The 12,406-nt window shown below is 67.2% G+C and carries 13 protein-coding genes; 3 read left to right on the top strand and 10 right to left on the bottom strand.

Features of this window, described 5'->3' with window-relative positions:
• Window positions 1–21: 21 nt before the first annotated feature.
• The 7 genes from CVV68_RS10245 to CVV68_RS10215 all read right to left on the bottom strand — a co-directional run bounded on the left by CVV68_RS10245 (window position 22) and on the right by CVV68_RS10215 (window position 5,520).
• Window positions 22–459 carry a thioesterase family protein gene (locus CVV68_RS10245; protein ID WP_211320787.1) on the bottom strand — a complete coding sequence of 146 codons (438 nt, stop codon included), beginning with the start codon at window positions 457–459 and terminating at the stop codon, window positions 22–24.
• A complete protein-coding gene (locus CVV68_RS10240) occupies window positions 456–1,415 on the bottom strand; it encodes a 3-hydroxyacyl-CoA dehydrogenase NAD-binding domain-containing protein (protein WP_110500908.1) in 960 nt (319 codons plus the stop codon). Before CVV68_RS10240 ends, CVV68_RS10245 begins: the two co-directional genes overlap by 4 nt.
• A 3-nt stretch (window positions 1,416–1,418) precedes the next feature.
• Window positions 1,419–2,306, bottom strand: a complete 888-nt coding sequence (locus CVV68_RS10235) for a beta-keto acid cleavage family enzyme (RefSeq protein ID WP_110500907.1) — start codon at window positions 2,304–2,306, stop codon at window positions 1,419–1,421.
• Between the two features lie 57 nt (window positions 2,307–2,363).
• Window positions 2,364–3,227, bottom strand: coding sequence for a TetR family transcriptional regulator C-terminal domain-containing protein (locus CVV68_RS10230; protein ID WP_110500906.1), 864 nt, complete (start codon window positions 3,225–3,227; stop codon window positions 2,364–2,366).
• 186 nt (window positions 3,228–3,413) lie between these two features.
• Window positions 3,414–4,043 carry an MBL fold metallo-hydrolase gene (locus tag CVV68_RS10225; protein ID WP_110500905.1) on the bottom strand — a complete coding sequence of 210 codons (630 nt, stop codon included), beginning with the start codon at window positions 4,041–4,043 and terminating at the stop codon, window positions 3,414–3,416.
• Entirely contained in the window at window positions 4,043–5,128 is a 1,086-nt protein-coding gene (locus CVV68_RS10220) for an S-(hydroxymethyl)mycothiol dehydrogenase (RefSeq protein WP_110500904.1), read from the bottom strand. The genes CVV68_RS10225 and CVV68_RS10220 overlap by 1 nt, the downstream gene beginning before the upstream one ends.
• A gap of 134 nt (window positions 5,129–5,262) precedes the next feature.
• Window positions 5,263–5,520: a mycoredoxin gene (locus tag CVV68_RS10215; RefSeq protein WP_110500903.1), complete on the bottom strand. Its 258-nt coding sequence runs from the start codon at window positions 5,518–5,520 to the stop codon at window positions 5,263–5,265.
• A gap of 133 nt (window positions 5,521–5,653) precedes the next feature.
• On the opposite strand from CVV68_RS10215, the gene CVV68_RS10210 reads away from it, so the two are divergent.
• A complete protein-coding gene (locus CVV68_RS10210; protein WP_110500902.1) occupies window positions 5,654–6,373 on the top strand; it encodes an SOS response-associated peptidase in 720 nt (239 codons plus the stop codon).
• A 41-nt stretch (window positions 6,374–6,414) separates the two neighbouring features.
• Here the strand turns inward: CVV68_RS10210 and CVV68_RS10205 are convergent, their stop codons facing one another.
• The 3 genes from CVV68_RS10205 to CVV68_RS10195 form a co-directional block, all read right to left on the bottom strand.
• On the bottom strand, window positions 6,415–6,951 hold the full coding sequence (locus CVV68_RS10205) for a hypothetical protein (RefSeq protein ID WP_110500901.1): 537 nt from the start codon (window positions 6,949–6,951) through the stop codon (window positions 6,415–6,417).
• A gap of 161 nt (window positions 6,952–7,112) precedes the next feature.
• The gene (locus CVV68_RS10200; protein ID WP_110500900.1) at window positions 7,113–7,550 is read right to left on the bottom strand and encodes a VOC family protein; all 438 of its coding nucleotides are present in this window, start codon (window positions 7,548–7,550) and stop codon (window positions 7,113–7,115) included.
• 12 nt (window positions 7,551–7,562) lie between these two features.
• Entirely contained in the window at window positions 7,563–8,069 is a 507-nt protein-coding gene (locus tag CVV68_RS10195; RefSeq protein WP_110500899.1) for a GNAT family N-acetyltransferase, read from the bottom strand.
• Window positions 8,070–8,345: 276 nt separating this feature from the next.
• On the opposite strand from CVV68_RS10195, the gene CVV68_RS10190 reads away from it, so the two are divergent.
• Both CVV68_RS10190 and CVV68_RS10185 read left to right on the top strand, forming a co-directional pair.
• The gene (locus CVV68_RS10190) at window positions 8,346–8,687 is read left to right on the top strand and encodes a DUF6504 family protein (RefSeq protein WP_110500898.1); all 342 of its coding nucleotides are present in this window, start codon (window positions 8,346–8,348) and stop codon (window positions 8,685–8,687) included.
• A complete protein-coding gene (locus CVV68_RS10185; RefSeq protein WP_110500897.1) occupies window positions 8,680–12,312 on the top strand; it encodes a DNA polymerase III subunit alpha in 3,633 nt (1,210 codons plus the stop codon). The genes CVV68_RS10190 and CVV68_RS10185 overlap by 8 nt, the downstream gene beginning before the upstream one ends.
• Window positions 12,313–12,406: the final 94 nt, after the last annotated feature.

Raw genomic sequence — 12,406 nt, 5'->3', positions numbered from 1 at the left:
CTCGTTTCGTAGCAGGGAATGTCAGGCGGAGATGGATCGGCCGCTCCATTCCGGTACACGGGAGTCGTGGCTGCCAATGGCTCCCAGCACGGCAGCGGGAAAGGGCGTGGTGCCGCTGTCCTGGTTGACATGCAGGCCCAGGATTTCCTCGGTGGCAACCAGCTGGCCGCCCCGGTGCATTTCATGGGCCAGGTGGAGTTTCCTGGCCCCGGAGGACGCGATGGCCGAGGTGATGGACAGTTCCTCGCCGGGACCCACCTCACCGAGGTAGCGCACATGTGCCTCGACGGTGTACAGGGACGCGGCGGTGGCTTCGCGATAGGCGCCGTCCATCCCCAGCTGGTCCATGACGGCGGTGGTGGCAAAGCCGAAGGCCAGCACATAAAAGGCCTCGGACATGTGCCCGTTGTAGTCGATCCATTCGGGCAGGACCGTGCAGCTATACGGTTCCAGGCTCACGCCGGGCCTCCCGGCAGGTCCGCCAGCGCCCGGCGGACGGCGATGATGCCGGCGTCGCGCTGGGCGATGAGCTCGTCAACGCTCCGTCCGGCGGCCTCTTCGTCACAGCCGGCAATGACATTTCCCCGCAGTTCCTCGGTCAGCTCCGGGGCGTCCAGGCGCGTCCATGGGGACTTCAGCGAGGGTCCGAAGTGGTCGAGCATGTGGGCCATGCCGCCCTGGCCGCCGGCCAGGTGGAAGGTGAGCATGGGGCCCTGGAGCGGCCAGCGCAGGCCGGGACCATCGGTGATGGCCAGGTCTATCTGCTCCACCGTGGCCTCCCCGTTGTCAACCATGTGCAGCGCCTCGCGCCACAGCGCCTCCTGCAACCTGTTGGCAATGAAGCCGGGAACTTCGTGGTCCATGGTGATCACCGACTTGCCGATGAAGTCGTACCACTTGGAGGCCCAGGCAACGGCTGCGGGGTCGGTGCCTTCGCCGCCGGCCACCTCCACGAGGGGGATCAGGTACGGCGGGTTGAAGGGATGGCCCACCACCAGGCGTGCCGGGCTGGCGGCGGCGGTCGCCATTTCGGTCATGCCGTAGCCGGAGGTGGAGGAACCAACCACAACCCCCGGAGCGGCCGCCGCGTCGATCTTCGCCAGCAGCTCCCGCTTGAGCTCCAGGTCTTCGGGCGCGCTTTCCTGGATGAAACCGACCCCGGCCACGGCATCGGCCAGCTCGGCATGGACGCTCCAGTTGTCCTTGGCCGCATGGGGGGCCAGCCCCAGCTCGGTCAGGGCCGGCCAGGCGGCGTCAATGAGGCGGCCCAGCTTCTCTGCGGCGTCGGGGGACGGGTCCCAGGCCTGGACGCGGTAGCCCATGGCCAGGAAGTACGCGGCCCAGCCGCCGCCGATGGTGCCGGTGCCCACGCAGGCCACGGTGTCGACGTCGTGCATGTTCGGGTAGTTGCTCATGGATCAGACCTTCTTTTCAAGGTTGAGGATGTCGCGGGCTTCGTCCGGGGTTGCCACGGAGGAGCCGAGGTTGTGGACAATGTCGATGGCACGTTCCGTCAGTTGCGCATTGGTGGCCTTGACGCCCTTGGACAGGTAGAGGTTGTCCTCCAGCCCCACCCGGGCGTGGCCGCCGAGCAGGACGGACTGGGCCACCCACGGCAGCTGGTCGCGGCCGATGGCGAACGACGTCCACTGCGCGCCGTCGGGCAGCATGTTGACCATTGCCTGGAGGAGGCCCGGGTCAACGGGGGCGCCGTAGGGGATGCCCATGCACAGCTGGTACAGCGGCGGCGGGGCGATCAGGCCCTCCCGGACCATGACGTTGGCGAACCAGAGGTTGCCGGTGTCGAAGATTTCCATCTCGGGCTTGACGCCGAGCTCCTTGATGCGGGCGGCGCCCTCGCGGAGCATGTCCGGCGTGCTGACGTACAGCTGGCTGCCTTCGCCAAAGTTCAGCGAGCCGCAGTCGATGGTGCAGATTTCCGGGCGCAGTTCCTCGACGTGGGCCAGGCGTTCCAGTCCGCTGACCAGGTCGGTTCCGGGGAGGTGCTCCGTGGGGTTGGCCGGGTCGATGAACAGGTCCCCGCCCATGCCCGCGGTGAGGTTGATGACGGGGTCGACGTCGGACTCCCGGATTTGGCGGACGACCTCGCGGTACAGCGCGACGTCGCGCGAACCCTGCCGGGTCTCCACGTCGCGGACGTGGATATGGACGACGGAGGCGCCGGCGCGGGCTGCGGCAATGGCGTCGGCGGCGATATCGTCGGGGGTGACCGGTACGTGTTCGCTCTTGCCGGTGGTGTCTCCGGCCCCGGTCAGGGCGCAGGTGACGATGACTTTGCGGTTCATATCAGTTTCCTCCATGCGTGGGTGTTAAGTCCGTAAATCAGTGGGGTGCCGGCCCGGTCAGTGCTTGACCATGGTCCGTTCGATGAAGCCATTGACCCGGGCCTGCATCTGACGCGAAGTCAGGATTCCGGTCAGGACCTTGATGCCCAGGCCGTCGACCATGGCAGTGAGCTCGTCCGTGAGAATCCAGGCCTCGACGGCCACAAAGTCCCCGGCGGCCTGGCCGGCCAGGACGATCTCGTGCACGGTGTTGGCCCATCGGTCGTAGCCGGAGGTGTGGGAGGCCGGCTCGGCCCCTTCCACGGCCAGCCCGGACCAGGTCTGAAGCCAGATGGACCATTCCGCACGGCCGTCCGGGCCGGCCGGCAGCTGAAGTTCGATTAGTCGCTTGAGCCGCGCCACCGGGCTGGTGATGGTCTGCAGTTCCGCGGACTGGCGGTCGTAGGCCAACTTGACCGAATAGTGGAGCGTTTCGGTGAAGATCGCCTGCTTCGTGGGGAAGTAGTAGTGCACCGTGGCCGTGCTGACCCCAATTTCCCCTGCAATGTCCGCGATCCGCACAGATGCGTAGCCCCGTTGGGCGAAGAGCCACCAAGCCTTTTCAACGATGCTGCGGCGCCGCTGGGCATGGTTTTGGTCCTCGCGGTGCTTTTTGGGCAAAATGCGTTGCGGTGGTGCCACTGTGGGGCCGTCGGCAGAATCCGAGCCGGTGATCAACCAGTTTGCCGTCACGCCGGTGACGGTGGCCAGCAGGACAATTTCCTGGGCGGGGAGCCGGCGGATGCCCTTGAGCGACTTGGACAGCTTGGTTTCATCGACGCCGATTTGGCGGGCGATTTCCCGCTGGGCCAGGCCGGAATTCCGGATCGCGTGGCGGGCGCGCTCGGCCAGTCCGGCTTGGGTGGTTTGGCTTGTTGGCATCGTGCCACGGTAGTTGCACTTTTGCGATTACGACAAATCGCTGATCGTCAATCAGCTAAATATTGCGATTTTGGGATCGTGTTGTTTGTCACAATTCGACAAAGGGAGTGCGGGATTTTGGGGTGATGCCGCTGTGGGGCGCCCCGAACGGGGCGCCCCACAGCGGCATGCGGCGGACTGCCTGTGCTAGTGCCCCCGGTCGATCCATTCCTGGCGCTGTGGCGCCTCGGCGCCAATGCTCGTGACGTCCCCGTGGCCGGTGTTGACCACAGTTTCCGCCGGCAGCACCAGGAGCCGTTCGGTGATGGAGGCGATGATCGTGTCAAAGCTTGAATGCGAGCGTCCCGTGGCTCCGGGTCCGCCGTTGAACAAGGTGTCGCCGGAGAAAACCGTGCCCAGCTGCTCAGCGTAAAAACAGGTGGAACCGGGGGAGTGGCCCGGCGTGTGGAGGGCCACCAGGGTGGTGCCGGCAATCTCAAAAGTGTCCCCGTCGGCAATGGGTGCGTCGGGGGCGGTGCCCGGAAATACGGCCTCCCACAGCATTTGGTCCGCCGGGTTCATGAACACCGGGGCCCCCGCCATGACCCCATACTGCCGGGCGAAGCGGATGTGGTCGTCGTGTCCGTGGGTCAGGAGCACGGCCTTCACCTTGCGGTTCCCCACGGCCTCGGCAATCGCCGCGGGGTCGTGGGCCGGGTCGATCACGTACACCTCGGTGTCGTCCCCCACGATCCAGACGTTGTTGTCCACGTCCCAGGTGCCGCCGTCGAGTGAGAACGTCCCGGACGTGACCAGCCGGTCAATGCGGGCGGCCATCAGAGCACCACCACCGAGCGCAGCACGGAGCCTTCGCCCATCTTGGCGAAGGCGGCCTCAATGTCGTTGACGGTGATGCGTTCGGTGACAAACGCGTCCAGGTCCAGCTTGCCCTGTTTGTAGAGATCGACGAGCATGGGGAAGTCCCGGGAGGGCAGGCAGTCGCCGTACCAGGACGACTTCAGGGACCCGCCGCGGCCAAACACGTCCAGCAGCGGCAGCTCCAGCACCATGTCCGGGGTGGGCACGCCCACCAGCACCACGGTGCCGGCCAGGTCGCGGGCGTAGAACGCCTGCTTGTAGGTTTCCGGGCGTCCGACGGCGTCAATCACCACGTCTGCGCCGAATCCGCCAGTGAGGCCCTGGATGGCCGTCACGGCGTCCTCCGCGGTGGAATCGACGGTGTGCGTGGCGCCCAGCGCCTTCGCGGTTGCGAGCTTTTTGGGGTCGCGGTCCACGGCGATGACCGTGGTGGCCCCGGCCAGTGCGGCCCCGGCAATGGCTGCCGAGCCCACGCCGCCACAGCCAATGACGGCCACGGAATCCCCGCGCTTGACGCCGCCGGTGTTGATGGCGGCGCCCAGCCCGGCCATGACGCCGCAGCCGAGCAGCCCTACGGCGGCGGGATCGACGTCGGCGTCCACCTTGGTGCACTGCCCGGCGGCCACCAGCGTCTTTTCAATGAACGCGCCGATGCCCAGCGCGGGCGAGAGGACGGTGCCGTCTTCGAGGGTCATCTTTTGGGTGGCGTTCGCCGTGTCGAAACAGTACTGCGGCTGGCCCTTGGCGCAGGCCCGGCAGTTGCCGCACACCGCGCGCCAGTTGAGGATCACGCGGTCCCCGGGCACCACATTCACCACGTCCGGCCCCACGGCGCTGACCACGCCGGTGGCTTCGTGGCCCAGCAGGAAGGGGAAATCGTCGCTGATGCCACCCAGCTTGTAATGCAGGTCCGTGTGGCACACGCCGCTGGTCAGGATATCCACCAGCGCTTCGCCGGGACCGGGTTCCGGGACCAGGATGGTCTCCAATGTGACGGGTGCGTCCCTGGTGAGCACCACGGCGCCCTTGACTTTGTAAACCACTGCTTGCTCCTTGAAAGTTGAACTGCGTATGGCCTTGTCTATCACGGCAGCTCTTAAAAGCCCATCGCCGCCGCGGCCCCAACGGTGGTGGGGTCGCGGCGGCGATGAAAAAGTTGGAAGTGACGGTATGTCGCCTACACGCCCAGCTTTTCCATGACGTCGTTTAGCGAGGGGTTGGTCGCTGCCGTCCCGTCCGGGTAGAGCACGGTGGGGACCGTCTGGTTGCCGTTGTTGAGCTTTTCGACGAGTTCGGCAGTGCCCGGGGTCTCTTCAATATTAATTTCCGTGTAGCCGATCCCCTTGGCGTCAAGCTGCTTCTTCAGCCGCTTGCAGTAGCCGCACCAAACGGTGGAGAACATGGTGATGGTGCCGGATTCCGGGGTGTACTGCACAGTTGGCTCCTTGTGACGGATGTAGGGCGGGCGCGGGGGGGGGTGCCGCCGAATGGTGTTCCTCTTGGTGCAACGCTACCGTCCGGCAGGCATATTCCCACTTTTGCGGCCGCCGCCGTGGCACCATTGAAGCATGTGCGGACGATACGTCATGGCCCGGGCCGTCGGGGACCTCGTGGCTGAACTTGAAGCGGAAGCCGACGCCGGCCTGGAACTGCGGGCGTCCTGGAACGTGGCCCCCACCTCGGATGTTCCCATTGTGCTGGAGCGCCTGGTCGAAGGCGTGCCACGACGGCAGGTCCACGTGGCCACCTGGGGCCTGGTGCCGCGCTGGGCCAAGGACCCTTCAGTGGGAGTGCGCTCCTTCAACGCCCGCAGCGAGACGGTGCTGGAAAAGCCGACGTTCCGCACCGCCGTGAAGTCCCGGCGCTGCGGGGTGCCGGTGGAGGGGTATTACGAATGGAAAAAGCTGCCCGACGGCAAGAAGCAGCCCTACCTTGTGCACACCGCGGACGGCACGCTGACTACCTTTGCCGGCCTGTATGAGTGGTGGAAGGACCCGGCCAAGGCCGACGGCGACACCGGCCAGTGGCTGCTTTCCTGCAGCATCCTCACCATGGCATCCCCGCCCGACGGCGAACTGGCCGGCCTGCACGACCGGCTGCCGGTGCCCCTGACCCGCAACGGCCTAACCGAATGGCTCAATCCGGCGGCGGAGGATCCTGCGGCGTTGCTCGAATTGGTCCTTGCCGGTGCGTACGCGGTGGCCGCCGGCTGGCAGCTTGATCCGGTGGACCCGGCCGTGGGGAATGTGCGCAACGACTCACCTGAGCTCACTGTCCCGATCGTCTAGCGCGGGAGGCCTCAGGCCAGATACTTCAGGCCCCTGATGCCTCAGGCCAAGGCAAGGAAGCAGACGGCGAGTGCCGCCGCGAGGAACGCTTCCTGGACACCCGCGACCCGGGACAGCCGTTCCTGGGGACCTTCGGGGGTCGCAAACGAACCCAGCAGCCAGCCAACGCAGGCCAGCAGCAGCAGTATGGCCGCAACCACGTGCATGATCAGGCTTCCCAGCTGCGCATTGGCCGGGTGGGCGCCGGCCGGCCCGGACAGGGCCGCCAGGCACCATGCGGCCGTCCCCGTCATGGCAAGGTGGTAAAAGGAGGCGGCCCGTCCCGCGCCAGGTGGCCGGTCCGCGCGGCCCCGTGGCCCCGCGGTGCGGTAGGCGAACCACAGGCCAATGCAGGCCAACGCTGCGGGAACGGCGAATCCTCCCGGAGCCCACCCGGGCACGGCCGCTGCCGGGGCACACACGGCCAGCCAGATGGCCAGGGCGTCCACCCGGCCACCCGCGGAACGGGCTGCCGCCGTCCTTGCTGCGCCCAACACCAGCGCCGCGGCCAGCAACAAACCCAACACCAGCTGGATCATGGCTGCGCTCCTTGCCACGCGCCTCCAGGACGCAGAATCTTTGCCAGGCTCCATGCCGGGCGAACCATTCCATCGTCACACGGCCCCGACGGCGGAGCTGTCGAAAACGCAGAACCTTGCGGGAACTCCCAGAGTATTCACAGCCCCGGTATCCTCCCCGTTTAGACGGTGACGTTTCCGGCGTCGTTCACGGCCCAGGTGGGGTTGAACGCCACTTCCCAGCGGAAGCCGTCCGGATCGGCAAAATAGCCGCTGTACCCGCCCCAGGCCTGCTGCCTGGGGGGATGGACGACGTCGGCACCGGCCTGCCGTGCCTGCTCCACCACGGCGTCGACCTTCCCGGGGCTGCCAACGTTGTGGCTCAACGTGACGGGCGGGACGCCGGCCGGGGACTGCAGCGCGTCCTCGGCGACGCCGAGTTCGGCCGCCATCTGCGCGCGGCTCCACAGTGAAAGGACCAGTCCATGGTTGACCTGGAGGAAAATGACCTCCCCCGGCACCTCCAGCTGCGGGGTCCAGCCCAGGCCCGTGACATAAAAGTCATGGGAGCGCCCCACATCGCGGACGCCCAGGGAAATGAAGTTCAGCTGCTGTTCCATGGCCGGTGCCGGTTAGTCGTCGTCTTCCTCCGGCATCCACCGGCGGAAGTCAAGGGACAGGTACAGGGCCAGCGCTGCCGAGTTGCTTTCCTCCACACGCAGGGCCACTTCCTGCTGGCCCTCGTTGAACAGCGTGTCCATGGTGGCAAGCACCAGGTCCTCGGCCAGGCCCTGGCGGCGGTGTTCACGGTCGGTAATGAGCTCGATGATGAACGGCGTCTCCGGCGTGTCGTCTCCAATGGCGCGCTCCACGACGAGCACTGCGGCCACGATCTTCTGGTTTTCATCCAGTGCCACATGGGAGGCCTTGGGCAGGAACTGCCCGTATTTGCCGGCCAGTGAAGCCTGCATGTCATCCATGGCAGCCTGCAGCGAGGCACCTGCCACGCCTGGCTCGTAGGCGGTGAAGTAAAGCTCGCCCAGGCGGGGAAGATCGGATTCCTCCACTGTGCGGGACGCCGTTTTGAGTTCGCGCTCAAGCGGCGTCGTCCTGGCGATGAGGGTGACCATGTCAGTCATGGAACGCTCCTTAAATCGTTGAGGCGCCGTAGCGCAGGTTACGTCGGTGACTTTTAAAGCCATGCTAGACGCCGTCAGGCCGTGGCCGGTATTTGCTTAACGCATTGTGGTGCGGGTAAATGCCCGTACGCTACGAATTTCTTCCCCATGGGCGGTTTTCGTCCCGGGTGAAGTGAGCGTACACTAAATTTATTAGTATATATTTTCTAGTAATCAATTGGTGCCGTGTACACGGTACCTGGCAAGTGGTGCAGCGGGCGGAGGTGGCAGGCACGCATGGGCACATTCAGCGAAGGCATTGAGGTGTGGTTGACCGCTGCCGGGCTGCCCCTGCACCTGTTGTGGCGCGGGCGCCGCTACACGCTCGCAGCAGATCCCGTGCGCTGGTATGAGCGGCGCAACTGGTGGGACGAGGAAACCCGGGCCGCGCCGGGAGCGGGGGCTGGCCTGGTGGACCGGGAAATCTGGCGGGTGCAGGTGCGCCGCGACGGGGGTGCCAGCGGGACCCCGCTGCTGACCCTGGACCTGGTGAGGTACCTGCCCGCAGGCCGTTGGCGGGTCATTAAAATTTATGATGCGTTAAGGGAATCGGTGGAAGAGCTGGAACCCGGTGCCTAAGTTTGTGCATTTGCATGCCGCCAGTGCCTACAGCGCCCACTACGGGGTCTCCTGGCCCGATGACCTGGTGCAGGCGGCCGCCGACGACGGCGCCGACGCCCTGGCCAGCACCGACCGGGACGGGCTCTATGGGGCGGTCAAGCATGTCAAGGCCTGCATGGCCGCCGGCATCGACCCCCTCCTCGGCGTTGACCTGGCCATCCTGGAGCCTTCCAAAACCGCGGGATCCTCAGGAAACACGGGATCCCCCGGCGGGATCCTGGCGGAAGCCGGACGTGTTGTCATTCTGGCCCACGGAGGGCAGGCCCTGCGCCACGGCGCAGGGTATACGGCCCTGTGCCGGCTGATCTCCACCGCCCATGCGCGTCCCCGGGGTCCCGTGGGGCTCACCCTGGCGCAGCTGGCCGCCGGCGTGCTGGATCCGGAAACCGGCGCGCCGGCGCTGACGGTCCTGCTGGGCCCCTTTTCCGACGTGGCCCGGGCCATGGGCGGGCGTCGGTACCTACTGCCCCGCACCAAATTTTCGACCTGGCGGGACACCCTGCCCGCCGGCACCTTGGCCGTTGAGGTTGTAAGCCACTTCAGCGAGCCCGGCAGCCCCCTGAGCACCACCCTGGCGGTGCGCATGCTCAAGCTGGCCGAGGAATTTGGCGTGCCGGCGGTGCTGGGCAATGCCGTGCGGTACTGCGGGGAGGACGATGCCCCCACCGCGGACGTCCTGGACGCCGCCCGCGCCATCACGCCGCTGGGACGGGTTCCCGGCCTCCAGCCCACCGGGCAGGGCTGGCTGAAGGGTGCCGCGGCCATGTACCGGGCGGGCCGGGAAATTGTTGGCCAGGGTGGGTACAGCGTGGCGGAGCTGGAGCAGCTGTGGGCCAATACGCACAGGCTGGCGGACAAATGCCGGCTGGATCCGGCGTCGGACCTGGGCTGGAAGAAGCCCGTCACCCCGGAAGCCGGGGTGCTTGGCCTGGCCCAGCCCGCGGCCGTTGAGTTGTGGCAGCGTGCCGAGGCCGGGCTGAACCTCCGCTTCCCCGGGCTCGGCGGCGACAGGCTGGCCGCCGCGCGGGACCGGCTCACCATGGAGATGGAGACCATCAACGAACTGGGCTTTGCCTCCTACTTCCTGACGGTGGCGGAGGTATCTGAGATGATCCGCACCATGGGGGTGCGGCGGGCAGCGCGTGGTTCGGGGGCGTCGTCGCTGGTCAACTACGTGCTGGGCATCAGCGCCGTGGACCCGATCGCCAACGACCTCCTCTTTGAACGCTTCCTCTCCCGCGACCGTTCCACGCTGCCGGACATTGACCTGGACGTCGAAAGCGCCGAACGGCATAAGGTGTACCACCGGATCTTTGAGCGGTTTGGCCCCGAGCGGGTCACGCTGATGAGCATGCAAAACGGCTACCGGGCCAGGGGAGCCGTCCGCGACGCCGGGCTGGCCCTGGGCATGGACCCGGAGGATGTGGACGGCATCGCCAAGCAGCTGTGGCGTTTTTCGGCAGGCTCCTTCCGGGAAGCCCTGGTGGAAAAGCCGGAGCTGCGTGACTTTGCCGCCCGGGTGGAGCAGGCGCAGCAGCCCGGCGCCCGGGAAGGAAGGGACGGCAGGGGAGGGGCGCAGCTGGACCTGCTGGTGGACCTGACCGAGCGGCTGGACAGGCTGCCCCGGCACATCTCCATGCACCCGTGCGGGGTGATCCTCGGGGATTCCTCCCTCCTGGACCGCACCCCAGTGCAGGCCAGCGGACTGGGCCTGCCCATGAGCCAGTTCGACAAACATGACATGGACGCCATGGGCATGCTCAAGCTGGATGTTTTGGGCGTGCGCATGCAAAGCGCCATGGCCTATGCGGTGCGGGAGGTGGTCCGGCTGCACCCCTCCAAGGCGGAGGTGGTGGCTGCCGGGAGCCACCCGGTGGACGGGGGCGGGCAGGGACCGGCCTATGTGGGGGAGGACGGGCTCATTGACCTTGACGCCGTCCCGCTCGACGACGAGCCCACCTTTGAGCTGATCCGCAGCACCCACACGCTGGGCTGCTTCCAGATCGAATCACCGGGCCAGCGGGAGCTGGTGGGGAAGATGGCCCCACGCGAGTTCAACGACCTCATCATTGACATTTCCCTGTTCCGGCCCGGGCCCATGAAGTCGAACATGGTCAAGCCGTACCTGGAAAACCGTGCAGGCTTTGCCCCCGCACACTACGCCCACCCCGACCTTAAGCCGGCCCTGGCCGAAACGCACGGAGTGACGGTTTTTCATGAGCAGGTGCTGCGCACCCTGCACATCATGACCGGGTGCACGCTGTCCCGGGCCGATGAATTCCGGCGCGGCCTGGGCAAGCCGGACCAGGAGCCGGTCGTGGAGAAATACTTCCGGACCCACGCCCGGCAGCGGGGCTACAGCACGGAGACCATCGAGGAGGTATGGGACACACTGAAGGCTTTTGGCAGCTTTGGGTTCTGCAAGGCCCACGGCGCCGCCTTTGCCGTGCCCACCTACCAGTCGGCCTGGCTGAAGGCCCACCACCCGGCGGAGTTTTTGGCCGGCCTGTGGGAACACGATCCCGGCATGTACCCGCGGCGCCTGCTCGTGGCGGAGGCCCGGCGCATGGGCATCCCCATCCTCCCCCTGGACGTGAACGCCAGTGCCGGATGCTACCGGGCGGAACGCACCCCGGCCGCCGCCGGCGGGGAGGGCGTGACCGGCATCCGGCTGAGCCTGTCGGACGTGTATGGGCTTTCCGGCACTGAACTAAAGCGGATTGTGGCCGGACAGCCCTACGATTCCCTCGCCGACCTGCGGAGCCGGGCGAAGGTGTCCCGGCCCATCCTCAAGCGCCTGGCCCAGCTGGGTGCCCTGGACTCGCTGCAGCGCTCGGCCCAGCAGCTCACCGGCAACACGGCCAACCGGGCGGACCTGATCGCCCATGTGAACAGCATGCCGGCGTCGAAAACGAGCAGGCGCAGTGAAGCCATGGAGGGGCAGCTGCACCTGCCGCTGGGGGAGCTCGAGCTGGGCACCCTGGCCGCCAGGCTGCCGGCCCCCACCCTGGCGGAGACCGTGCGCACCGAACTGGACCTGCTCGCGCTGGACGCCAGCGCACACCTGATGGACAGCTATGCCCCGCTGCTGGCGCAACTGGGGGTGACGACGTCGGACAAGCTGTTGGGGCTGCGCAACAACACGGAGGTGCTGGTGGCGGGGGTGCGCGTGGCCACCCAGACCCCGCCCATGCGCGGAGGCCGGCGCGTGGTGTTCATCAGCGTCGACGACGGCACCGGCTGCGTGGATGCCACGTTCTTCCACGAGGCGCAGGAACGCTCCGGCCCCCTGCTGTTCGGCACCCGCATGCTCCTGATCCGGGGCCTGACCCGGCGCACCGGCCCGCGCGGCATCAGCCTGCAGGCGCTGGAGGCCTGGGACCTGGCCCGTCCGGAGGCCCTGCCGGGCCCCGGGTACCTGCAGGATCCGGGGAGGCCTCAGGATTCCCGGCACCCCGATTCCAGCCGTGCCGGGGGCCGGGAGCTTGCACGGGAGCTTGGGCGGGGAACGCCGGGGCAGCAGTCCACCGCCGAACTGGCCCGCCGCATGGAGGTGGAGAGCCTGGACCACCGGGCGGGCTGAGGCGGAGGGCCTGCGGCGCCCAGGCTGGAAGGCAGCCGCGCACACGTGATGACCGCGGACGCCCGTGTTGGAAGGCGTGAGGGGGAACCGATAC

It is taken from the genome of Arthrobacter livingstonensis, assembly GCF_003219815.1.
Lineage (GTDB): Bacteria > Actinomycetota > Actinomycetes > Actinomycetales > Micrococcaceae > Specibacter > Specibacter livingstonensis.
The sequence above is the reverse complement of the archived record's forward strand: the minus strand, read 5'-3'. Positions and strand labels throughout refer to the sequence as shown.

Bases quoted from the DNA above. Each gene is read 5' to 3' on its own strand.
- CVV68_RS10230 (WP_110500906.1), bottom strand. From the start codon at position 3,227: ATGCCAACAAGCCAAACCACCCAAGCCGGACTGGCCGAGCGCGCCCGC.
- CVV68_RS10235 (WP_110500907.1), bottom strand. From the start codon at position 2,306: ATGAACCGCAAAGTCATCGTCACCTGCGCCCTGACCGGGGCCGGAGAC.
- CVV68_RS10200 (WP_110500900.1), bottom strand. From the start codon at position 7,550: ATGGAACAGCAGCTGAACTTCATTTCCCTGGGCGTCCGCGATGTGGGG.
- CVV68_RS10240 (WP_110500908.1), bottom strand. From the start codon at position 1,415: ATGAGCAACTACCCGAACATGCACGACGTCGACACCGTGGCCTGCGTG.
- CVV68_RS10210 (WP_110500902.1), top strand. From the start codon at position 5,654: ATGTGCGGACGATACGTCATGGCCCGGGCCGTCGGGGACCTCGTGGCT.
- CVV68_RS10225 (WP_110500905.1), bottom strand. From the start codon at position 4,043: ATGGCCGCCCGCATTGACCGGCTGGTCACGTCCGGGACGTTCTCACTC.
- CVV68_RS10190 (WP_110500898.1), top strand. From the start codon at position 8,346: ATGGGCACATTCAGCGAAGGCATTGAGGTGTGGTTGACCGCTGCCGGG.
- CVV68_RS10205 (WP_110500901.1), bottom strand. From the start codon at position 6,951: ATGATCCAGCTGGTGTTGGGTTTGTTGCTGGCCGCGGCGCTGGTGTTG.
- CVV68_RS10195 (WP_110500899.1), bottom strand. From the start codon at position 8,069: ATGACTGACATGGTCACCCTCATCGCCAGGACGACGCCGCTTGAGCGC.